This window comes from Paenibacillus taichungensis (assembly GCF_047302525.1).
In the GTDB taxonomy this organism is placed as follows: domain Bacteria; phylum Bacillota; class Bacilli; order Paenibacillales; family Paenibacillaceae; genus Paenibacillus; species Paenibacillus taichungensis_B.
On the sequence record NZ_CP168020.1, the window covers coordinates 258,320 to 281,133 of the forward strand.

Below are 22,814 nucleotides of genomic sequence, written 5' to 3' on the forward strand. Positions count from 1 at the left end.
TTAGCAATTGGTTTATTGATCTAGGGTAATTTTGGTTTTGCCGGAAGCGATCTGTGCTTTCAAATCTTCGAACGTTTGCTGTTGTTCGTCCGTGAGTATGATGTTATGTAGGGCGGTTAATCCTACGCCGTTTTCTGCCAGCCCATAGAACATTTCTTTTTCGGGAAATGAATGTTGGTTCTGATTGAACGTATTAATGGCGTTATGAAGAGAGACATCTACATTTTTGAGCATGGAAGTGAGTACTGCTTTTTCTGCTAAAAAGAACTGATCTTGGTCCACGCCAATGGCGTATTTACCCAATCGCTGAATCTCTGAAAGTGAGCCTATGCCTGTAAGTCCGGCAGCAACGTAAATGACGTCAACTCGTTGTTCCTGAATCATCTGTGCCGCGAGCTTACCTCCAAGATCAGGATTGCCGAAATCCCCGGCGTACACGACATGGACTGTGGCATCCGGATTCGCGGCCTGTACACCTTGCTCAAAACCTTGCTGGAAATCGTGAAGTACCGGAATATCCATTCCACCCAAGAAGCCTACATGGTCTTCGGTTGTTGCAAAGCCAGCAATGATACCTGCAAGATAGCTGCCTTCTTCTGCTTTGAAGGACATGGAGGTCACATTGGGGAGATCGGAATGCCCGTCAATGATGAGAAAGTGCTGATCGGGATACTTCTGAGCAATCTTCTCCAAATCGGTTTTTATCGTGTCGCTTAGACCAATAATCAGATCAACCTTATCCTTCGCAAATTGCTCAAAGGCTGCCTCGGATGTCAAATCCTTTCCCGGTTCCTTGTAATCAAAAACAATACTGTTCTCGTTTCTTGCCTGTACCAAACCCTCAAAAGATGCGTCACTGAAAGAATGATCACCCAGGCCGACATCCGTAAGAACGATTCCGACTTTGGTTCGCTGGTCTGCCGGGGACACCTTATCGGTTGCCGAACATGCTCCCAGGACCAGAACAACCAGAACCATCATCATGGTGAACCCGAATTTGATTTTCCATTGTGTTTTCATGTGCGTATGCCCTCTTTTCTGTAAGATGGAGATGACGTGTGAGGTGAGCAATTCCTCTCTATGTATATCGGATGGGAGCAGAGTCTCCGTAATGGGTAAGGATGAAAATTTACGAAAACTCAATGAAATTCCGATTATACCCATAAGTTATACATATGATTTACATTTGGAGAGGCATGAATTCTATACAGAACCTGTAATACGTCTTGCTGGTCAACGGGAAAAAAAGACAAAAAAAGGGCAAAGAAGAGACCGATTAGATCTCTTCTTTGCCTTTTCCTGAAACCAAACGAATGATGAATGAATACATATCATGAATCAAAAAATTCATATATATGAACGGTTTTCCCGGTTCGCACAGCATATGCCATACTCCTGAGCGTTACGTTCCCGCTCTCATTCAGCTGCACTTGCAGTGCATTACCACGCTGCTACCGAGCCATCGGCCCGGCTTTCCGTGCCGCCGCACAATACGCCGTTGTCCGGGTTGCGCCAGATGATCTGGCCGCGTCCAAACATCGACGGATCGAGGGCGACCTGTATATCATGCCCTTTGCGAGCAAGTGCCTGTGCAATATGCTGAGGGAATCCAGGCTCAACCAGAATCGTTTTGCCTTTGGTCCACTGCCAGCGCGGAGAATCGAGCGCAGCCTGTGGATTGAGGTGGAAGTCCACCGTATTCATGACGACCTGCACATGACCCTGGGGCTGCATGAAACCGCCCATGACCCCGAATGGTCCGACCGCTTCATCACCGTGTGTGAGGAAGCCCGGAATGATTGTATGAAATGTCCGTTTGCCTGGCTCCAGTGCGTTGGCGTGATCGGGATCAAGCGAGAAATTATGCCCCCGGTTTTGCAGGGCAATGCCTGTGCCTGGCACAACTAGCCCGGAGCCGAAGCCCATATAATTGCTCTGTATGAAGGAAACCATGTTGCCCTCACCATCTGCCGTTGCAAGATACACCGTTCCGCTTGCCCTTGGGTCGCCCGCTTCAGGCGGAAGTGCCACATCACCAATGAGCTTGCGCCGTTCGTCTGCATACGCTTCGGATAATAATTCCTGCACCGTTACGCCCATCTTGCGTTCCTCGGTAATGTATTTTTCTCCATCGGCAAATGCCAGCTTCATGGCTTCCAACTGCCTGTGGTATGCCAGGACGGATTCCTTTTCTTCAAAATCAAAGCCCTTCAACAGATTGAGCGCTGCCAGAGCAATCAGCCCCTGACCGTTCGGTGGGATCTCCCACACATCATATCCGCGATAGGAGACCGAGATTGGATCAACCCATTCAGGCTGGAATGCAGCCAGATCTTCTTTGGTCAGGTAACCTCCGTGCTCTGCCATAAAAGAGTGAATACGCTCCGCAAGTTCGCCTTCATAGAAGTCTCGCGCACCACTCTCGCCAATCCGGCGCAGTGTTGCCGCATGATCCGGCGAACGCCACATCTCGCCCACGGCTGGAACACGCCCGCCTGGGGCAAATGTCTCAAACCACGCACGCCCGGCTTCCGCATCGCCTTGGCGTGCGTAGATATCGGCTGCCCGTGCCCAATGGCGGGCCAGCCCCGGCGCAAGCGGGTAACCTTCTTCCGCGTAGCGGACAGCCGGTTCCAGCGCTTCCGTCAGCGTGAGCCGTCCGAATCGGCGGCTCAGCTCAGCCCAACCCGCCGGTGCGCCAGGCACCGTCACCGGGATGACCCCCAGCTTCGGCATCTCCGAATGGCCTGCCGCTTTGAGCGCCTCAATCGATATACTCTGAGGCGCAGGCCCGCTGGCATTCAGGCCATGCAGTTTGCCCTCGGTCCAGACGAGGGCAAAGGCATCGCCCCCAATGCCATTGGACGTTGGCTCCAGCACGGTGAGCGCTGCAGCGGTGGCGATAGCGGCATCAATGGCGTTGCCGCCCTTTTTTAACACATCCAGACCGGCTTGTGCGGCCAAAGGCTGTGAAGTGGCGACCATGCCTTGTTTGGCATAAACGGGCACACGATAAGACGGATACGGTTGGTAGAGTGGATCGTAGTTCATCAGGTTGTTCAGCTCCTTGTCGCAAGATGTCAGGTTCCGGCTCGCCGGATCAATTACTCCTAACCCTCTTCGGAACAGGTGACGTGATCTCCTGCTGCCAACGCGAAATCCAACCTGACATAGCCCGTGAATAGCGATGATACAGTTGCATTCATATCAGTGCTATTGTATTTTTTCAAAGGATTTGAGGTGTTCTCCAGATGACTAGGTCGTTACCATATCGCCGCCATTGACATGAATGCACTCACCAGTGACATAGGAGGAGTCGCGGGAAGCAAGATAGACGTAGGCAGCCGCAAGTTCATAAGGTTGGCCTGCCCGGCCCATCGGCGTCTCGGTTCCAAATACCTGCACGTCTTCAGCGGAGAAGCTGGAAGGAATGAGCGGTGTCCAGATCGGTCCGGGCGCGACGCAGTTGACCCGAATGCCCTGAGCAGCGAGTGATTTGGCGAGTACACGAGTCAGAGAGACCACAGCCCCTTTGCTGGATGAGTAATCGATCAGTTGCACTTCCCCTTTATAGGCCGTAATGGAAGCCGTATTGATAATGGATGCTCCTTTGCACAGATGTGGGAGAGCCGCCTGAATAAGAAAGAAATAGGCAAACACATTCGTCTGGAACGTATGGTACAGCTGTTCTTCCGTAATATCGACAATGCTTGGCTGTACGTACTGCACGCCATGATTGTTGACCAGGACGTCGATCTTTCCGAAGGTTTCCATGGTCGTACGGATGACAGCCTCGCAGTTTTTCTTTAACCGCAGATCAATCTCGATTAACAGACACCGTTGTCCCAGCTCTTCAATGCGTTCACGTGTCCTTTCGGCGTCGGTCCGTTCATATAGATAAGCGATGGTGATATCTGCACCTTCCTTGGCAAAAGCAATAGCTGCCGCTCTGCCGATTCCACTGTCACCACCGGTAATAATCGCAACCTTGCCTTCCAGCTTGCAGCTGCCAATATAAGCAGGATCTTCGCTGATCGGTTCAGGTACCATCAGGGTTTCCAGACCTGGCTGTTGGTCCTGATGCTGGGGTGGGAAAGCCAGCTTTTGTTGCTTGCACACCGTTTTCTCACCGTAAAAAGGATAGACAGGATTCATTCGGTTTACATCCTCCTCGCACGTTCGTTCATACGCCTAATCTATGCATTCGCCCAGAAGAAGGTGCGGCAGGAGGAAGAAGGGCATTTGTTTTTAACGCAAAATATACCATAATAAGGATGTAGCTATTGCAACAGTTCATTAAATGTGGAGGTGTCAGGAGCCAAATGAATATTCAGGGAATTAATCATCTGTGCTTTTCCGTATCTAATCTGGAACGGTCCATTACCTTTTATGAGCAGGCTCTCGGTGCCCGTATTCAGGTGAAAGGCCGGAAGCTGGCGTATTTCGAACTTGCCGGTCTGTGGATCGCTTTAAATCAGGAAGACGTCATTCGCAACTATACGGAACGAACGTATACACATATTGCATTTACCGTAAAAGAAGAGGACTTCGACGAGTCTGTGCAGCAGCTGCGAGCAGCTGGGGCTGACATTCTTCCCGGAAGACCACGTGACCCGAAGGATGCGTTATCCGTTTATTTTACCGATCCCGATGGTCATCTGTTCGAACTGCATACCGGAAATATGAAGCAAAGGCTGGATTATTACCGGGAAGACAAACCTCATATGACCTTTTATACGTAACCGAATGAGCTAAAATGGAAAAAAATATGACATATCTATTGTGCAAACAATGGATGTACATATAATATGGACAAATATACCCTTAATTTACCACTGTTTGATACTTAGTTCATACTCAAGGAGGTTTGTCATGATTCAGTTTCCCAAACCGGATGTAGAACAGTATTTCCAGACGTATCGGATTTCCCATTTTGCCGTATCAGCCGACGAGAAACGTTTGTTTTTTGACAGCAATCTGAACGGACAGCCCAATATCTGGGCGATGGATCTGCCGGGTGGCTACCCATATCCTTTGACGTATTTGAATCAGAGCAGCCAGTTTATCAAACCAGACCCAGAAGGACGTCATATTCTCACGGCGTTTGATCGGGACGGAGATGAGAATTATCATCTGTATGCACTTAAACCGGAAGGTGGGGTCCCATTTCCTGTTGTTCCAGCAGAGCCCAATGATCGTTGTTATTTCTCCCATCTGTCCGACGATGGGCAGCGTCTTTATTATATGACAAGTAGGGATAACCCGAACTATCTCAATTCACGCCGGATTAACCTGGAAACGGGAGAGGATGAGCTTCTGCATCAGGGGGAAGAGGTCACAAGCAATCTGGTTGCTGTGAGTTCGGATGAACAATCCTACGTAATCCTGAATGTATACTCCAATACCTACCAGACAGCATACGTGTACCGGAACGGTGAGTCAGAATCCATTATTCCGGTCTCAGAGCGGCAGAGTCAGGTCTCGTATGTCCTATTTGCAGACAATAATCGGCTTCTGATGATTACAAATGATAATGAACCGTACACCTATGTGGCCGAATACCGGCTGGATACTCAGGAATTTCGTCTTTTGTGCAAAGTGGAGGGAGAAGACGTGGATATCATCCGCTGGCATAAGGATTCAGAGACGTTATACTTCTGGACGTTTACGGGTCCCGAGAATCGGATGTACGCGCTGGACAAAGGTTCCGAGCAGCCTCGGCGTGTGGCCATGCCACTGGACACCGTAGAACATGTGACGGTTACCAAGGCTGGCAACGTGTATATTTCGGGGCGTGGAGCTATCCAGCCGCATAATATCTATCGGTTGATGGCAGGTAGTGAGTCCTGGGAACCGCTGACTGACAATCGGGTAACAGGGCTTGATCCGAGCGATCTCGTCTACCCGGATGTCATTCGATATAACTCCTACGACGGACTGGAGATCGAAGCGCTTTTTTTCAAAGCGAAGCCGGAACAGGCTAATGGTTACACGGTATTTTGGCCGCATGGCGGGCCACAGGCATCGGAAGCAAAATTCTTCCGTCCGATGTTCCAAATGATGCTGGCTCAGGGTTATCATATTTTTGCTCCGAACTTCCGGGGAAGCACTGGATATGGCGCCGAGTTTGGCAAAATGGTCGAAAGGGATTGGGGCGAGGGCCCAAGGCTGGACTGTGTTGCGGGTATAAACTGGCTGTTTGACGAGGGCATCTCATCACCGGATCGCCTGTTTGTGGTAGGGGGCAGTTACGGCGGGTATATGACCCTGCTGCTGGCAGGACGTCACCCGGAATTATTCCGCGCTGCGGTCGATATTTTTGGACCAAGTAACCTGTTCACATTCCTGGAATCTGTGCCGGAAGATTGGAAACCGATGATGGACAACTGGCTGGGTGATCCGGTCCGTGACCGCGAACGCTTAACGAAGGATTCACCTATTACGTATCTGGACCAGATGGTGAACCCGATGCTGGTCATTCAAGGGGCCAATGATCCAAGGGTCGTGAAGGCGGAATCCGATCAGATCGTGGCCGCGTTGCAGGGGAAAGGGGTAGACGTGGAGTATATCGTTCTGGATGATGAAGGCCATGGCTTCTCCAGAAAAACGAATGAGATTCTTGTTTATCGGCGGATGCTGGAATTTTTGCAGAAACATCAGGAAGTGCCGGTCGCACAACCGTAATTCATATGGTTGTATCACCGCTTTAAATATATGATGGTTTGAGAAAACCGCCAGGAGTGAGTGTGGCTCATCTTTCTGGCGGTTTTTTGGTGTGTTAATCCAGCAAAGCAATAACCGAATCCATGTACTGCTCCGCCCAATGTGCAAAAGGCATATCCGCTGCCCAGGTCACTCGGCCTGTTGCTTTGCATTCACCCCATAACAAAATGCGCTGATAGAGCAGATGCACCCTAAGACGTGTGGCAAAGTGCTGGTATCGCTCCGTATCTGCTGCGCAGACAACATCTCGGTAATCGTGAAGGAATCGTTTGGCAAGCTCAGGTTGGCCTTCGCGTATATACATGGCTGTCATTTTGGTTAGGTCTGCTGTGCCATCTCCGAAATAGGCCGTTGTAAAATCAAACAGACCAGTAATCTGCCAGTCCGCAGCAAGGCTATCACCATTCCTCTGAATCACAAAGTTCTCAACCTTAAAATCTCCCATCACAAATCCGGGAATAGGCATGGAGTGAAATGCAGATTCAGCGTTTTTTAACTGCTCGTCCACCCACTGTATATCTTCGTCTGTTATCACGGAGTACTTTGCAGCATCCTGCAGCCAGTGATGGATTGTCCCGTACAGCCAGTCCAGATATTTGCCCGCAAAGGGAACGATCTGTTTTGCTACAGGATCATACTCTCCCGCGTCAGGGACCTTCCAACGGTGCAGTTCTGCTAAGGAGTGGGCAAGCATTGTAGCGATCTTCTCCTGATCCTCCTGTGAAAGTGAAGCCTGTAATGACGGATCATGCAGGTGCATTCCAGGTAATCGGGGCATGATGGCATAGCTCCAGCCCAATATGTCGGTATCTTCATATAATAAATATGGATCAGGTACAGGAATGTTGGTGTGAGTTCTCAGCTGTTCTACGAAAAACTGCTCTTCCTGAAGTTGTCCCGCATATAATGGGTTGCCTTTCAGAATATATTCTCCCTCTGAAGAGCGAATAAGAAGTGTCTGACCCATCACACCTTCATCGGTTCGCTTATAATCCATAAGTGTTCCCAGATTGAAATCATGAAGCGCCTTTTGCAAGGATGCTTGCTCAATATCACCAAGTTTATTGGAGCCAAAATATATACGGGTTGTCATAAGCCCCTCCTGCGATCTCAGTCTTCATCCTCTTCGTCAGACAGATCAAACGTATCGGCATCAACCAATCCGCGAATAAAAGCTTCAAAATTAGGCGTCAGATATGTAATCTCATAATCGTTTTCCTGATCCACATGAACCACAGCAGGTTCGCCTTCAGGGCCACAGAATCGATAATCCAGCATCACCACATCGTGTCCGGCAGATGGACAATCACAGATCACAACACCGAGATCAGGGTATCCCCAATCTTCGATCATGAAACGACTTCCAAATTCTCCACCCAGTGTATTGGACTTGTCCCGCGCAATGCCCATAATCCCCGTAATGGCGATATGGTCTTCGGCCCATGAAGTGGCTTCTTTGGTTGGGAAAACGGTGTGTGCAGGGATTCCGCCGTTCTGTGTGTTCATTAACTGGATATAGGAGGCCGGTAATTTGTAGCCTAGCTCCTGTTCAATGGTTTGGATCAACTCTTCGTCAAAAGGTGTAGATACATAACTTTCTAATGCATATTCACTCTGTTCCCAGAATGAAACCGGATCGTAGGACCCGGAGGCGGCTCTGAGGTGGTTTAGCCTGCCGCTGTGCTCCAATTCCAACAATATCTCTTGATGACGATGTCGATCCTGTTGCATTTTTTCAGCTTTGGGCCGTGTCCATTCGAGAAATTCGATGGTCGATTCGTCATGGGGCAAGAGCTCGTTTGCCATCTCAAAAGCTTTGAGTGCCTGCTCATACATTGCCATATGATAATAAGCGTAACCCAACCGGTACTGCCAGAGAGGGTCACTTACTCCCTGCCCATTGACGGATAGTAACTGTTGGACAGCCTCACGGTAATGTCCTTCATTGTTATACGCTCTGGAAAGTTGTCCAATTAACTCATAATCCCGCTCCGATTCAGGGATATGTTGAATACGTTCAATAATGAGATCGAACTGGTCCTGTTCATGCCATTTATTTAGTTGTTCCAGCAGTTCTCTTTCCATCACTATGCCTCATTTCAATAGGGGAATGTGAACCTTTTTCCATTATATCTTACAAGCTCTCAGGATGGATGGGTATTGTATCCTATCCAGTCGTATAGAAAAAACACTCCCACAAGCAGAAAGCCATCAAGACATTCCAACAAGGGGAGTGTTGTGTATTTGATTAGATTGCGGTCACTGGATCAATCAACTTACAGATCGTCAAATCCGTTATCGTCGCCGACTTTGCCGTAGTTACGCGATTTGGCTTCGAAGAAGTCTGTTTTCGTAGCATTCAGTGCTTCGTCGGAGAAAGGTTTGATCCAAGGCATGCAGTTCACATCCACGCCTTCGTATGCTTTTTCCATACCCATCAGGCGCAAACGTTTGTTAGCGATGTACTTGATATAATCTTCCAACTCGTTCAGGTCAATCCCGCGTACGTTGCTAAGAGTGTAGTGTGCCCAGTTGGTTTCGAGTTCAACGGCACGGTTGATCGTTTTGTACACATAGTCCATGTTCTCTGGTGTGTTCAGTTCAGGGAAGTCTACCAGCAACTGTTTGTACACTTCAGCGAAGAAGTAGCAGTGTTGGTTCTCGTCGCGCTGAATATAAGAGATCATTTGGCTAGTTGCCATCATCTTCTGGTCACGGGCCAGATTGTAGAAGAAGGCAAATGTACTATAGAAGAAGATACCTTCAAGTACCAGATCGGCTACCATCGCCTGGAAGAACGTCTGTGGAGACGGGTTATCCCGGAAAGTTTGGTAGATGTCGGCGATGAACCGGTTACGGTCAAGCAGCACCGGATCATGTTTCCAGTATTCAAAAATTTCCTTTTGCTCCCGATCGGATACGATGGAGGACAGGACGTAAGAGTACGATTGGTTGTGTACAACTTCCTGTTGTCCGATGATTGCCGAGATCGCTTCCAGTGAGGAATCCGTGAAATAACGTTTCACGTCACCTACAAACATCGTTTGCATGGAGTCCAATACAGCGAGCAGGGAGATGTTGACTTTGAATGTACGTTGTTCTTCCGGGTCCAATTGGGCAAATTGGGAAGCATCCTTGGACATTGGGATTTCATCCGCGATCCAGTGGTTGAGCAGCAGTACTTTGTACAGTTTGTACATATGAGGCATACGAATATCGTTCCAGTTCAGAATGCCTGAGCATTCACCTTCAATGATACGGGTAGACTGGTTGGGTGCTTCGGTATTGAAAATTTTCTGCAATTGCATAATCCGTTCACTCCTTGAATGAATTTACACTATATAACTACGATGACAGAACAAGCTTCCGATCGCTGTTATCCCCAGATTTCTTTAACTCCTTTTCTAAATGGGAGAAATCCGGTGATAAAGGCGAAGCGTATGCTTCCGATGCAGCTTTCTTTCAGAAAGCTTTTAGCTCCGCTTCTCCAGCTTTTTCTGTCCTCTCCGTTATCGTGTAATATTATTTCAAAATATATATTAGGGGCTGTAATGTGGCATCTATATCAACATCTGATGATGTTGTGATCGTATTTTAGGCAAAAAAGAACCAGAGCAACGCCATTTTGCAATCAAAACAGGATGCCCTGGTGGTCATCGTGGATCTAGTTAATCATCTTGATCAATGATAAAAACGTAGCTTGTGCAAAAAAATCAAGATTCTTCAATCGTTAATGCCCGGCTACGAACATAATAGGTTGATTTCATGCCGGCTCTCCAGGCGTGCAGATGCAATTCCAGGAATTCTGTTGCTTTGATATCCGGTCGAACGTAAAAGTTGAAGCTTTGTCCCTGATCGACGTGGCGCTGACGGGCAGCCGCCATATTAATGGAAGCATGTTGATCTACCATGAACGCCGTTTGGTAATAAGGGCTTGTTTTTTCGGACAGATCCGGAGCCGGGTTGGCAATTTTGTAAGTTGTTTTCTCTTCATAAGATAACAGCTCATAGAGCGGATCAATACTAGCTGTTGAGCCAGCAATGATCGACGTGGAACCGTTAGGCGCAATGGCGAACAACCAGGCATTACGTACACCGTTTTGCTGTACTTCGGCTTGCAGTTCTTTCCACTGTTCTGTCGTTACGAACTCGCCTGCGCGCTCACCTGACGTGTACTCGCGTTGGTCGAAGTAGTGACCACTTTCCCAATCGGAACCTTTGAATTTCGGATAATGTCCTTTTTCCTTGGACAGCTCCATGCTGGCTTTCACGAGCAGGTAGTTAATTTTTTCGTACAGATTATCGTTATACGTTACCGCTTCATCGGACTCCCAATGAATGCCTTCGAGGGCAAGCAGGTGGTGAAGTCCAAACGTTCCCAGACCGACTGCGCGATATTGGCTGTTGGTATATTGGGCTTGCAGCACTTCAATGTTGTTAATATCGATAACGTTGTCCAGCATGCGCACCTGAATCGGTACCAGACGCTCCAGTACATTGTGAGGCACGGCACGTGCCAAGTGAATGGAGTTCAGGTTGCAGACAACAAAGTCGCCAGGCACTTTGGAGATCACGATGCGAGTTTGTCCATCCTTGGTTACAAGTTCTTCCTTTTCGATAACCGTGGCAGACTGGTTCTGCATAATTTCGGTACACAGGTTGGAGGAGTATACCATACCGTGTGCACGATTCGGATTCGAGCGGTTAACCGTATCCCGGTAGAACATGTATGGCGTACCTGTCTCCAGTTGGGATTTCAGTACACGCTTCATGATATCAATCGCCTGAACCGTGATGCGGGACAACAGCGGATGGTTGACTGCTTCTTCGTATTTATCACGAAATGCACCTTCACCAAAGGACTCATCGTAGAAATCTTCCAGTCCGAGTGCACGACCGTTCTCGTCTTTCCAGCCCATCACTTTCTTTGTTTCATGTGGGCAGAACAGACTCCATTCGCCGCGGCTGGATACCCGTTCCATGAACAGGTCAGGCAGACAGATGCCGTGGAATACGTCATGCGCACGCATCCGCTCGTCGCCGTTGTTCAGCTTCAGGTCGAGGAAGGCCAGAATGTCTTTGTGGAAGACGTCCAGGTATACCGCAATGGCACCCTTACGTGTACCGAGCTGGTCTACGCTGACCGCTGTGTTATTCAGCTGGCGAATCCAAGGGATTACACCGGAACTTGTATTTTGGTGACCACGGATATCCGAACCTCGTGCTCTGACTTTGCCCAGGTAAACGCCGATGCCACCGCCCATTTTGCTCAGACGCGCTACATCCGTGTTGGAATCGAAGATGCCTTCGAGTGAGTCGTCCACGGTATCAATGAAGCAGCTGGAGAGTTGTCCGGCTACTTTTTTACCTGCATTGGACATCGTAGGTGTAGCTGCCGTCATGTACATGTTGCTCATCGCCCAGTAAGCTTCTTTGACGAGATTCATACGATTCTCAGCAGGCTCCTGATGCATTAAGAACATTGCGATAACCATATAACGCTCTTGTGGCAATTCCATTACTTTTCCATCAAAATCGTGAGCGAGGTAACGTTCTGCCAGTGTAAGCAAGCCGATGTAATCGAAGAGCAGATCGTTGCGGTAGTCAATGCACTCAGCAAGTTCGTCGATCTGTTCTTTGGTGTAACATTCCAGCAATTCTTCCCGATAGATGCCTTTTTTTATGAGGTCTACAAGAAGAGGATGGAATGCACCATAAGGTTCGTCCGGGTAAGACTTGTATCTGCGGTTGGTAGCCGCTTTTTTGTACAGGGAAGTGAGCAGGGAGCGCGCCGCTGCAAATTTCCAGTTAGGCTCCTCTTTGGTTACCAGTTCCAGTGCGCTCATCATAAAAGCACTGCTGATTTCGTCCCCGGTAACTTCATCACGACGGAGCTTGCTGTTTACTCCACGTACCAGACGTTCCTTATCCAGCATGTCCAGTCCTGCCAGAGTACGGTCGGCATATACCGAGATGCGCATATCATCAAAGGCAAGCTGGCGGTTGTTCGGCTTGGTCACAACTTGTGGCATGAATATTCCTCGCTTTCGCATGTTTAAGAGATAAATTGGAGAAATTCTTTATATAAAGAATTGAGTGTCTTCTAACGGTGAGAAAAAAGATATAGGTTGCGGACTGAAATGGCGGTACAGGTCACGTCTTAAATCGCTCAACGGAGGAGCACAAAGCAGCACAACACAGAACATGCTCATATAAAAAGCATTCTCCCCGCCTCGCGGCTGAAAATGCCCATGGATGCTCTGGCTTCCTTCCTGTCTTAAAGGTTTGGAATAACGACAGAAAAGGGTGCTTATGTAAGCTTTTGTCTATTGCAGACGCGCCTGTAGTTTGAGGATACCGGGTGCAGTCCAAACAGCCCCGTTAACCTCCGTGTCAACTCTGTTTCGAGAAAGCGATTTACACCTACAGGGACGTGCCTTTGGAGGTGATTTCATCCTGTTTTTCGCGAGAATGCAGAAGGTGACTAATAGAAGCGGAGAAATCTAGTGTTACTACATTTTGTAGCTGTCAACATACTCTAACCCAACATATTGTGTTTGTAAAGTGGGCCAATACAGTAAAACGTAATTCCGAGTATACCATTTAAGCTAGAAATCCGCAAAGGAAAAGGGCTGGAAGATTTGAAGATTTATCAAAAAAAATTTTTGGTCAAATCAGATGACGTCATCACGTCAGTTTGAATTGTGGCTCCTTCAACTGGTAGAATAAAAACAGGTAAAAATCGACTAAAAATGAGCGGCACCGGTAACTTGCGGGGCCCAAGGGAGGCGGAGCAAAATGGCAATAGCAGAGGTGACCGTAATTCCAATTGGCACCGGGACGACCAGCTTGAGCAGTTATGTGGCGGACATGCAGAAGGTATTGGAAAACCAGCGGGGCATTACATATCAGTTGACCTCCATGAGTACCATTATCGAAGGTCCGCTCAATGAAGTATTTACAGCAATTGCGGCTCTACATGAAGCACCGTTTCTATCAGGAGCTCAGCGTGTCTCCACCTCCGTCAAGATCGACGATCGTCGTGACAAACCGGATGCCTCCAGTGTGCAGAAGCTGCAATCTGTTCAGGACAAACTGGCATCCCGTTCCCGTCAGGCACGGCCAAATTAACGGCAGTCAGCAGAGAATAGAAAATAGTTCTACATATTACTGTAAGCCCTGTATCTGGGGCTTACATTTTTTTGCATTTCCTTAGGTTCAATAAGGGCGGATTCTTCAGAGCATTCCTGAGTTTTGCCGTGCCTTTTAACTTGAAATCACATATTTTATATTAAACTGACAACCTTTGTCGGCAGTTGTATGAGGAAGGGAGGGATTACAATGCCCTATACTACAGGTCTCCTCTTTAACTCTCCAACGGGGAGTGATCGTGCCACACAATTAATTGTTACCTGTTTAAATGATTCTCTCAATATTCCAGCCAATATTGAGCTTCAGGTATTTCGCTGGGATACTTCCCAGACTGCCAGAATTCCGATTGGTCACGATCTGTTCCAGCTACCTCCCCAGGCGTCCAAAACATTGTTGTATACGCTGAACACAGCAGATTATTTTGAGGTCCAGAGCGATTATTTTAGTGCTACAAGCGCGGTTATTCAGGCTTACAGTCTAGATTCCGTGGGTAATGTCATGCAGCGTGTGCTGCAATCGGAAATGGTGTGGGTGGACCGCTTTACGAATATTCCATAACCCAAATATGACGGAGGTGAGAGAAATGCCAGTTGTAAATATTACAGGGGCATTGGGGGGCAACCAATTCGAACCGTCAATTGCGGTCAATGAATTATTGCCTAACATTATGTGTGTTGTAGCAGTCGATACAAGTACTGGGCCGACACTGATTGGGTTCTACCGCTCCATTGATGGGGGACAAACTTGGTCAACGACTACATTACTACAACCTGCGGGATACGCCGGAGCGGAAGCCCCTACCATTGATTACACATTCCCCAGTACGTTTATTGTAACGGTTCATATTTTTAATGGGGATAATGACGGGACAATTATTAGCTATACTTCAATGGATGACGGTCTCACATGGGCTCCCCCGGTGTTTGTAAACAAGGGATATGGTCTCATTGTTCACAATGATGAACCTTATATAGCGTGTGATCGTACACCGGGTAGCCCGTATCGCGGCAATGCCTATGTTGGATACACACCACTGGCAACGGCGGCATCATCGATCTTTTTTCAAAGATCCCTGGATCAGGCTGCGACCTGGCAAACGCCAAGCCGAATTTCCAGTCCTAGAGGGTTTCATGATCGTGCGACAATCGCTATTGGATTTACGGGTGAGGTCTATGCCGGGTATATTACCACAGGTCCGGACAGCCCTTATGCATTACTAAGGATATCCTACGACGGTGGTGCGACATTTCAGCCTCCAGTGAGTAATCAGTCTACCCTGATTGCTTCGGTAGTCCCGGCACCTTCGCCCTTACCTGTAATCGATTATGCGTTTCGTGTTCAAACAAATCTGAACTTGGCTGCAGATATTTCCAACAGTATCTACAGTGGTACAGTCTATGCAGTCTGGAATGATGCCCGGAATGGATATACAGACGTGTTCATGTGCCAGTCTCCAGATGGGTTGCTTTGGAGCGAACCGGTAAGCATCACGGGAGCCCCTGCAGGTTCACAGAATTTCTTTCCTTCGATCACCGTATCACCATTTACGGGTGCAATTCGAGTCATCTATTATTCAAATCAGATTAATGGATTTTTACTGGATGTATATGTAGCCGAGTCTTTTGATGGTGGTGCAACATTTACAAATCGGCGGCTCACAACGACATCTTTCAATCCGAATGGTAATTCCCCTGTACCGACAGTACTCATTGGTGACTACATCACAGCCTATACGCAGTCGCCTGATAACCTGGCCGCCGTATGGATGGCGACAACACAGCCAACAGGGAAACTGGATGTATATTTTGGTTCATAGTCATACCTCAACTGTAACCTTGCCCATTTTTAACGGAAGCCCGGTCTCGCGAGTGATTTTTGCATATAGTGAACTGTACCTCAAATAAAAGGAGGGTTTTGCATGAGTGGAGTTGTAGGTGGATACGGCGGCGCATGGACATCGACTGGTGCCATTTTGGTTCTCTTCATTTTGTTGGTTATCATTTCTAAAGCATTCCTCATCTAACAGACCCTTAACACCTAAACCATTGGTAAAGGAGGAATCTCCATGAGCGAAGTACTTGGAGGCGCAGGATACGGCGGCTGGACATCAACTGGTGCCATCTTGGTTCTGTTCATTCTTCTCGTTATCATCACTAAATCTTTCTGGGTATAATATGTTGGACTCCGCCGGTTAACCGGTGGGGTTTTTTTTAGGTTGAGGACAAGCCCATATGAATAGTGAAAACGCCTATTTTGTCAAAGTAGGGCCATAGCCCGGTCCAGAGGTAGGCAAAATACATAGCTTAGGGGTGTAGGCAAATGTTAAGGAGGAATGAACAATGAGCGAAGTAAAACCGAATTCACCGAACGGACAGGGACACGTATACGGACATATGGGAGGGTATGAGCATATGCAAGGATACCAGTACACAGGTCATGAAATGCATGGGTACGGATATGGTTGTACAATGCCAACGGGGTATGGCTACGGATACGCACATCATGCCAATCATGCCAATCATGCTCCAATGCTGCATGGTTATCATCAAGGTTGTGGAACATCTTATGGACACGGCGGGGGAAGCTGGGGATCCATGGGTACGATTCTCGTACTGTTCATCCTGCTGGTTATTATCTCCAAAACGATGTTTATCTAAATCGTGCAACAGCAACTGTATAAAGGAGTTGATCCATACAACTCCGATGAAAGGCGCCGAGATTGTATCGGCGCCTTTTAGCTGTCTGGACATTTTTTATTAAAAGTGGACATGGAAAAGCACCCGGAACCCAATTCCGGGTGCTTTGTGTATGTTTTCAATCTTCTCAAGAATAAGTGACATCCAAAACAACAAAAGCCCTACCTCTCTTTTGTCCTTGCGGCTCCGATGACCGCGCCAGTGTGAATGGGAACATCTTGTGAAACTCTGTACTACCGGGTTATTGTGATTCAGGTTCTTCAATCTTCATAGGTTAGTGTGCATATTAGCTGCGGTCGCAGCATGAAGAAAATATTCCGGGGTTTAAAGAAGACAGAAAATCATATGAGGTTGTTTAAATACCAACTCTTATAGTATACCACAGGCTGTAATTTTTTGCAATAAAAAGGAAGGTTGAAGCTTTTTTTGAAAACAATTTTGAAAACATTTCAGATTTTTTCTTCAATAAGGTAATCCTCTTCAAATGATTATGCGTAGGTTATAATAAGAGGGATGACACGGAAAGGGGCCCTCGCATGACTGAATCAATAGAGGACAGCAGGTTAATGCGGCAGATTGCAGAGCGAGATGCTTCCGCACTGGAGCTTTTATATGACCGCTACGAGCGGGCGGTGTATTCTTTTGCTTATCGGATCGTTGGTGATCCAATGACAGCAGAAGAGACTGTCCAGGAATTATTCCTGCGGGTCTGGAACAATGCTGAACGATATGAGGCCTCACAGGGGAAGCTGACCACGTGGATGTTCGCCATTACGCGCAACATTGCAGTGGACATGCTGAGGCGAAAATCCAAAAGCGCAGCTACGACCTCAATGGAAAACGAAACACTGGCGGCATATGCCGATGAACATACAAATACAGAAGAAGAAATAGAGCGCAAATGGGAAGGTGTCCGAATTAAGGAGGCCTTGTCCCAGTTGAATGGTGACCAGCAACAGGTCATTGAATCGATCTATTATGCAGGCTTAACGCAACAGGAGGTATCCAGCAGATTCGGGATTCCGCTGGGTACGGTAAAGAGCCGTGTCAGGCTTGCGATGCGACAGCTTCAGAAGCTGCTTGCCGATGCTGAAATGCATCCGGATGCGGGAAGGGAGGGCATACATCCATGATAGAACGACATGAGGAATGGTCTGATCTGGCACCGGTGTATGTGCTGGGAGGACTTGAAGCGGCGGAAGTGGCAGCATTTGAAGCGCATTTAGCCAATTGCGAGTCTTGTCGCCAGGAGGTGAGGGAATTGCAGGAAGTAACAGGCTTCCTGCCACTCGCGGCGGAACCTGTTGCACCGCCGCCTGGCATGCGAGCACGTGTGCTGGGCAACGTGCTCGGACACGCGCAGGAGAGCGCCGGAACGAAGCCGGCGGCTGCTCCTGCGGAGCCTGAAGCACCCGTGGTGCTTCAGGAGGATCTTGCGCCGCAGCATCAAGCGGCGCAGCCCGGGCAAGGCTTGCCGCCGGAGACGGCGGTGCCTGCAGCCCGGGCAGAAGAGGCTGCACAGGCACAGCCGTGGCAGCCTCAAGGGCGCGCGCGTGCGCGCAGCAGCCGCTCCTGGCGCATAGCGAGCGCAGCCCTCGCGGCAGCGGCGCTTGTGCTCGGCATCTATGCCGGGCAGCTGCAAGGCCAGGTCGATTCGCTGAAGCAGCAAGCTGAGGGCTCATCGACGGTGCAAGAGCAGCTTGCTCAGACGCAGGCACAGAATGCTCAGCTGCAAGAGCAGCTTGCTTCATCCCTGCAGCCTGCACAGGGAATGCAGACAGGCGAAGCCGTCAAGCTTAGTCCTGCGACACAGGACATTGTGGCCCAAGGCCTAGCTACCATCGTCATTGACAGCAAAGGAACTCACCTAGTTGTACAGGCGGAGAACTTGCCTACGCTGGAAGGGAATGAGGCGTTCCAGGTTTGGCTGATCAAGGGCGATACACCTCAGAATGCGGGGACCTTCCTAAGTCATAATGGAACGGGAGCGGTATACTATACGTTAGACTCTGCCAACGACTACGACACGGTCGCGATCACACTTGAACCGGATGCGATGGGTGATGAGCCGCGTGGTACAATGATTCTGGCTGCCAAAATTAAAGGATAAGAAATGTCTTGCTATATCAGGCTGTTTCCTACGGGGAGCGGTCTTTTTTGTATGGTTGTACGCGTACATATAAGTTAGATGAACGATTCATAGTTAATTCCAGGATGGAGGTTTCCCATCCGTGAAATGAATTAATTTTTTCAGTCCGAGTAACCGATAACAAATAGGAGGCTGTACCCTTAATCTCCCTCTGTCATCATCAATGGGGAGAACTGGTTTACAGCTAGAGAGTGAGGGGTTAGGGTGGAAGTATACCGTTCATTTATCTTTCGTCTGATGCGAAATTATCTTATCGGTTCAATGGGAGCTGTTTTTGTGGTAGGTACAGTAGTTATGGTGTCTACCTTACAAATACCGAATATTCAATTTGTACGACTCATTATCATTGTGTTGATTTCACTATTGTTCATGCTTGTTGCTGAACTGATTACGTTATGGGCACAACTTGGCCCCATCCGGCAGTTCTTTGCCGCCGAGCATCATGAAAAGGCCGAATTGACAAAGATGTATGAGAGCATTCACCGTTTTCCGGGACAAACGATCTATCGTATTTTGGGTCCGCATATGCTTGGATTTTCCCTGCCTGCTGCCGGATTGACGATATGGATGATTTCTACAGGATGGCTGGAATTTCCGTATGGATATGTCGCAGTTGCAGCGGCGTGTGCCTTATTGATCGCCGTGATGCATGCCCTGATTGAATATTTTTTGACGGTTCGGACCGTGAGACCGTTGCTGCTGGAAGTTCGCCGCAGAGGCAAAGAACAGCATGGTATGGAACCATCTCTCGGAGGACGTGTCCTGGTGTCCATTCAGCGTAAATTTCAGTTGAGTACGGCGCTGATCGGTTTATTTCCATTATTTCTGTTCTTCCTGGCTACATCGATCCGTCTTCAGTATATGGATAGCGAGTTTGCGAAAGAGTATATTCTGTGGGCAGTTCTTATCGTTGTGCTGGGCGGGGGCTTCGCCCTTGTGGGAAGCTGGCTGCTGATTCGGGATGTTCGCGGTCCGGTTGCGGAGCTGACTGAGGAGATGAACCGAATTCAAGAGGGAGACCTTGGCAGAAGAACCCCTGATCTGTACGCGGATGAATTTTCTGCGCTCATCTCCGGATTCAATATGATGATCAACCGGCTTGAGATGAGACAGGAACGCAATCGGCAGTTGCTGCAAAGTTATTTTTCCACCCTGGCGGCTGCATTGGACGCACGGGACAAATATACGGCCGGTCATTCCATGCGGGTGGCAGAGTATTCAATTATGATCGGCAAGCTGAGTGGCATGAATGAAGAACAAGCAGATCTGTTATACAAATCAGCGCTGCTACATGATATTGGGAAAATCGGCATACCCGACGAAGTGTTATTGAAAGATGGAAAACTCACCGATGAGGAATTCGCCATCATTCGCACACATCCCGTTCTTGGAGAGAGCATTTTGCTACAGATTGAACCGATTGATGCCATGGCAGACTTCCTGCCAGGTGTAAGGTCTCATCATGAAAGATATGATGGCAAAGGATATCCTGATGGCATAGCAGGCCAAGAGATTCCGCTGTTTGGCCGTATCATTGCCGTGGCTGATGCCTTTGATGCCATGACGTCTGATCGTCCATACCGGAATGGGATGAGCCATGAGAAAGCGCTATCTATTTTGGAAGAAGGAAAAGGGACCCAGTGGGATCCCTATTTTGCAAGCTTGTTTATTGATGAGTGGAGACGGCAACAGCATCTCCAGAAATCGTCGGAGCGAGGGGTCAGCTGATTCCCTCTGTCCACTTCGATTCTTTTCTGCGACGACGGTGCAGTGAGAGCCCAGTGATAATTGTGAAAACGCATTCACCGAGTACGACCGCACCCAGGGCGTCATAGATTACATGTTGTTTGATCATTAAGGTGGATAATATAATCAGTGCTGCCCCGGCAGCAACAAACACCTTAACCTGTTTGCGAATGCTCTGAACGGAGAGAACAGCACGCATAACCAGATAAGAATGAAGGGCATGAATACTTGGAAAACAATTATATGGGCGGTCCTGGCCGTAGAGCCATCCAAGAAGAGAAGCACCGAGACCTGTACCTGTTAACTCGGGACGCGGCACCATGGTCTGAAAATTAAAATAGATCAGGTAACAGATCCAGACACAGATGTTCATGGATAACAGGACGCGATAATAAGTGAGCCGATCCTTGGCGCATAAATAAGCCAACACACCGAAGACAAACGGATACCAACCCAGATAGGGTATGGACATGGATGGTACATAAGGGATGATCCGGTCCAACGGGGAATCAAGCACAGAGAAACCGCGTTCCGGACTATTCAGAATATCATAGAACATCCCCATGACAGCCAAGGAAAGCATCAAGCTTAACGACAGCCAGTAGGATTTGCTTTTTAACACGTGCACAACACCGTTTCTCCTTTCATCCAAGTTCGCAAGGAACTGGATCACAGCAATTAAAATCGAACAACAATATATTCTACTACGTTCAGCGCACAAATTGAATCCTGATTTGTGTATTTTTGTGCATTTTTTTGACGACGAAGAAATGTCGAAGGTTGAACGGGCATGATATGATAGAGATGCATACGGACTAAAGGTTTTCTGTCAATGAATACACGACAACAGGAGTGAGTGAATGCAATTTTCAAAAATGTTCGTATTAAATATGGGGATGCTCATTACCATTGCTTACCTTGCTAGTGTGTTCTATAAATACATCGTAATACGAGCTTCATCACGAGTAAAACAGATCTGTTCATTGTTTGTACTTATTTTTGCAGGCTGGTTCAGCACGGTATTTGGATTCCAGCTTAATGATGAAGTTGTCTTCGATCTTCGTTTTGTTCCTTTAATTGTTGCCGTTTTGACGTATAGACAACCTTATAGCGTTATTATCGTGGGGGTTGGAATTGGAATGACCAGGTTAACTTTCGGTATCCATGAGGCTACGGTGGCTGCACTAATTAATATGTCGATCCTGGGCGTGGTGTGTGCAGGGTTGAATATATGGATGAGACGCAGTGACTACAGGCTAATTGTTAAAGGTATCATCGTCATATTGATTGTAAATGTGGTCAATAGTTTAAACATTGCTATTTTTGGTGTTATCCCGGCTACATATTTTTTCTCGCATATTATGCCGTATACCCTTCCTGTTGGTATTGTACTTAGTCTTATTTTTGCTTTTATTTTACGAGATTTCCAGAATGAACAGAATCGGATTTTGCTCATCCAGAGTACCAATCGTTTATTGTCTGTGCAAAAAGAAGAATTGCAGAAGGCTCAGATTGTGCTGGAGGATCGTGCCAAGCAGCTGATGATTGCTTCACAGTACAAATCGGAATTTCTGGCGAATATGTCGCATGAACTGCGAACACCGCTGAACAGTGTCATTAACTTTGCCCAGATGATCAGCGAGAACGGAGATACGATGGAGCAGGAGGATATCGTACATTTTGCCACAATGATTGAGCATTCTGGTCAGGAGTTGCTAACGTTAATCAATGACATTCTCGATCTGTCCAAAGTGGAAGCGGGCAGACTGGATATCGTCTTGGAGGATATCAGTGTTGCACAACTCACGGAAGATGCCATGACTCATTTCCAGCTGGTTGCCGAGAAAAAGGGAGTAGAACTGAAGCTGGACAAGAAGCCAGGGCTACCAGAGACCCTATGGTCTGATCCCCAACGAGTCCAACAGATTTTGCGGAATCTCATGTCCAATGCCATCAAGTTTACGCATCAGGGGAAGGTTACACTGACCGTGAGCACCAAACAAATGAAGAAGTCAGGCATTCTAAGTCAATGGATTGTTTTCTCGGTACAAGATACGGGAATTGGCATTGCTGAAGATAAACATCAATCCATTTTTGAAGCATTTCAACAGGCTGACGGGTCTATTAGCCGCAAATTTGGGGGAACAGGACTCGGCCTGTCAATCAGTCGGGATTTGGCAAGATTACTGGACGGATCGATCGAACTTAAAAGCGCTGAGGGCAAGGGAAGTACCTTCTATCTCTATCTCCCGTTGAACCGTGAAAAAATGAGTTGACAACCATCACGCTGTGAGTAGAATTTGGGGTGACAACTAGCATCGACCGGCACTTGAAACCCGGTCTAAGGA

At 48.0% G+C, this 22,814-nt stretch carries 20 protein-coding genes; 12 read left to right on the plus strand and 8 right to left on the minus strand.

What is annotated here, in order from left to right; all coding sequences use genetic code 11:
* Positions 1 to 12: 12 nt before the first annotated feature.
* The 3 genes from ACDJ58_RS01330 to ACDJ58_RS01340 all read right to left on the minus strand — a co-directional run bounded on the left by ACDJ58_RS01330 (position 13) and on the right by ACDJ58_RS01340 (position 4,155).
* Positions 13 to 1,020 carry a BMP family lipoprotein gene (locus ACDJ58_RS01330; RefSeq protein ID WP_413374870.1) on the minus strand — a complete coding sequence of 336 codons (1,008 nt, stop codon included), beginning with the start codon at positions 1,018 to 1,020 and terminating at the stop codon, positions 13 to 15.
* A gap of 420 nt (positions 1,021 to 1,440) precedes the next feature.
* Positions 1,441 to 3,051, minus strand: coding sequence for a gamma-glutamyltransferase family protein (locus tag ACDJ58_RS01335; RefSeq protein ID WP_413374872.1), 1,611 nt, complete (start codon positions 3,049 to 3,051; stop codon positions 1,441 to 1,443).
* A gap of 204 nt (positions 3,052 to 3,255) precedes the next feature.
* On the minus strand, positions 3,256 to 4,155 hold the full coding sequence (locus tag ACDJ58_RS01340) for a glucose 1-dehydrogenase (RefSeq protein WP_413374874.1): 900 nt from the start codon (positions 4,153 to 4,155) through the stop codon (positions 3,256 to 3,258).
* Between the two features lie 167 nt (positions 4,156 to 4,322).
* On the opposite strand from ACDJ58_RS01340, the gene fosB reads away from it, so the two are divergent.
* A complete protein-coding gene (gene fosB / locus ACDJ58_RS01345; protein ID WP_413374876.1) occupies positions 4,323 to 4,742 on the plus strand; it encodes a metallothiol transferase FosB in 420 nt (139 codons plus the stop codon).
* A gap of 130 nt (positions 4,743 to 4,872) precedes the next feature.
* Entirely contained in the window at positions 4,873 to 6,684 is a 1,812-nt protein-coding gene (locus ACDJ58_RS01350) for a S9 family peptidase (protein WP_413374878.1), read from the plus strand.
* A gap of 94 nt (positions 6,685 to 6,778) precedes the next feature.
* Here ACDJ58_RS01350 and ACDJ58_RS01355 read toward each other — a convergent pair whose 3' ends face one another.
* The 4 genes from ACDJ58_RS01355 to ACDJ58_RS01370 form a co-directional block, all read right to left on the minus strand.
* Complete coding sequence (locus ACDJ58_RS01355; RefSeq protein WP_413374880.1) at positions 6,779 to 7,816, minus strand: phosphotransferase family protein; 1,038 nt, start codon at positions 7,814 to 7,816, stop codon at positions 6,779 to 6,781.
* Between the two features lie 17 nt (positions 7,817 to 7,833).
* Positions 7,834 to 8,808 carry an SMI1/KNR4 family protein gene (locus tag ACDJ58_RS01360; RefSeq protein ID WP_413374882.1) on the minus strand — a complete coding sequence of 325 codons (975 nt, stop codon included), beginning with the start codon at positions 8,806 to 8,808 and terminating at the stop codon, positions 7,834 to 7,836.
* A gap of 191 nt (positions 8,809 to 8,999) precedes the next feature.
* Positions 9,000 to 10,031: a ribonucleotide-diphosphate reductase subunit beta gene (locus ACDJ58_RS01365; protein WP_024632189.1), complete on the minus strand. Its 1,032-nt coding sequence runs from the start codon at positions 10,029 to 10,031 to the stop codon at positions 9,000 to 9,002.
* Between the two features lie 405 nt (positions 10,032 to 10,436).
* Positions 10,437 to 12,755 carry a ribonucleoside-diphosphate reductase subunit alpha gene (locus ACDJ58_RS01370; protein ID WP_413374884.1) on the minus strand — a complete coding sequence of 773 codons (2,319 nt, stop codon included), beginning with the start codon at positions 12,753 to 12,755 and terminating at the stop codon, positions 10,437 to 10,439.
* 766 nt (positions 12,756 to 13,521) lie between these two features.
* On the opposite strand from ACDJ58_RS01370, the gene ACDJ58_RS01375 reads away from it, so the two are divergent.
* The 9 genes from ACDJ58_RS01375 (at position 13,522) to ACDJ58_RS01415 (ending at position 20,448) form a co-directional block, all read left to right on the plus strand.
* The gene (locus tag ACDJ58_RS01375; RefSeq protein WP_413374886.1) at positions 13,522 to 13,854 is read left to right on the plus strand and encodes an MTH1187 family thiamine-binding protein; all 333 of its coding nucleotides are present in this window, start codon (positions 13,522 to 13,524) and stop codon (positions 13,852 to 13,854) included.
* Positions 13,855 to 14,064: 210 nt separating this feature from the next.
* Complete coding sequence (locus tag ACDJ58_RS01380; protein WP_413374888.1) at positions 14,065 to 14,433, plus strand: hypothetical protein; 369 nt, start codon at positions 14,065 to 14,067, stop codon at positions 14,431 to 14,433.
* Positions 14,434 to 14,458: 25 nt separating this feature from the next.
* Positions 14,459 to 15,691 carry an exo-alpha-sialidase gene (locus ACDJ58_RS01385; protein WP_413374890.1) on the plus strand — a complete coding sequence of 411 codons (1,233 nt, stop codon included), beginning with the start codon at positions 14,459 to 14,461 and terminating at the stop codon, positions 15,689 to 15,691.
* Between the two features lie 102 nt (positions 15,692 to 15,793).
* Positions 15,794 to 15,898, plus strand: coding sequence for a hypothetical protein (locus ACDJ58_RS01390; protein ID WP_017690880.1), 105 nt, complete (start codon positions 15,794 to 15,796; stop codon positions 15,896 to 15,898).
* A gap of 42 nt (positions 15,899 to 15,940) precedes the next feature.
* Entirely contained in the window at positions 15,941 to 16,048 is a 108-nt protein-coding gene (locus tag ACDJ58_RS01395) for a sporulation protein YjcZ (RefSeq protein ID WP_197521564.1), read from the plus strand.
* 355 nt (positions 16,049 to 16,403) lie between these two features.
* Positions 16,404 to 16,532 carry a sporulation protein YjcZ gene (locus tag ACDJ58_RS01400; protein WP_113055317.1) on the plus strand — a complete coding sequence of 43 codons (129 nt, stop codon included), beginning with the start codon at positions 16,404 to 16,406 and terminating at the stop codon, positions 16,530 to 16,532.
* Between the two features lie 575 nt (positions 16,533 to 17,107).
* Complete coding sequence (locus ACDJ58_RS01405; RefSeq protein ID WP_413374893.1) at positions 17,108 to 17,704, plus strand: RNA polymerase sigma factor; 597 nt, start codon at positions 17,108 to 17,110, stop codon at positions 17,702 to 17,704.
* Positions 17,701 to 18,681, plus strand: coding sequence for an anti-sigma factor domain-containing protein (locus ACDJ58_RS01410; protein ID WP_413374895.1), 981 nt, complete (start codon positions 17,701 to 17,703; stop codon positions 18,679 to 18,681). The genes ACDJ58_RS01405 and ACDJ58_RS01410 overlap by 4 nt, the downstream gene beginning before the upstream one ends.
* Before the next feature lie 243 nt (positions 18,682 to 18,924).
* The gene (locus tag ACDJ58_RS01415; protein WP_413374897.1) at positions 18,925 to 20,448 is read left to right on the plus strand and encodes an HD-GYP domain-containing protein; all 1,524 of its coding nucleotides are present in this window, start codon (positions 18,925 to 18,927) and stop codon (positions 20,446 to 20,448) included.
* On the opposite strand, the gene ACDJ58_RS01420 is transcribed toward ACDJ58_RS01415, so the two are convergent.
* Complete coding sequence (locus tag ACDJ58_RS01420) at positions 20,441 to 21,094, minus strand: phosphatase PAP2 family protein (RefSeq protein ID WP_413374899.1); 654 nt, start codon at positions 21,092 to 21,094, stop codon at positions 20,441 to 20,443. The two genes, ACDJ58_RS01415 and ACDJ58_RS01420, sit on opposite strands and share 8 nt — an antisense overlap.
* A 232-nt stretch (positions 21,095 to 21,326) precedes the next feature.
* Here ACDJ58_RS01420 and ACDJ58_RS01425 point away from each other — a divergent pair, with 232 nt between their 5' ends.
* Positions 21,327 to 22,742 carry a sensor histidine kinase gene (locus ACDJ58_RS01425; RefSeq protein WP_413374901.1) on the plus strand — a complete coding sequence of 472 codons (1,416 nt, stop codon included), beginning with the start codon at positions 21,327 to 21,329 and terminating at the stop codon, positions 22,740 to 22,742.
* Positions 22,743 to 22,814: the final 72 nt, after the last annotated feature.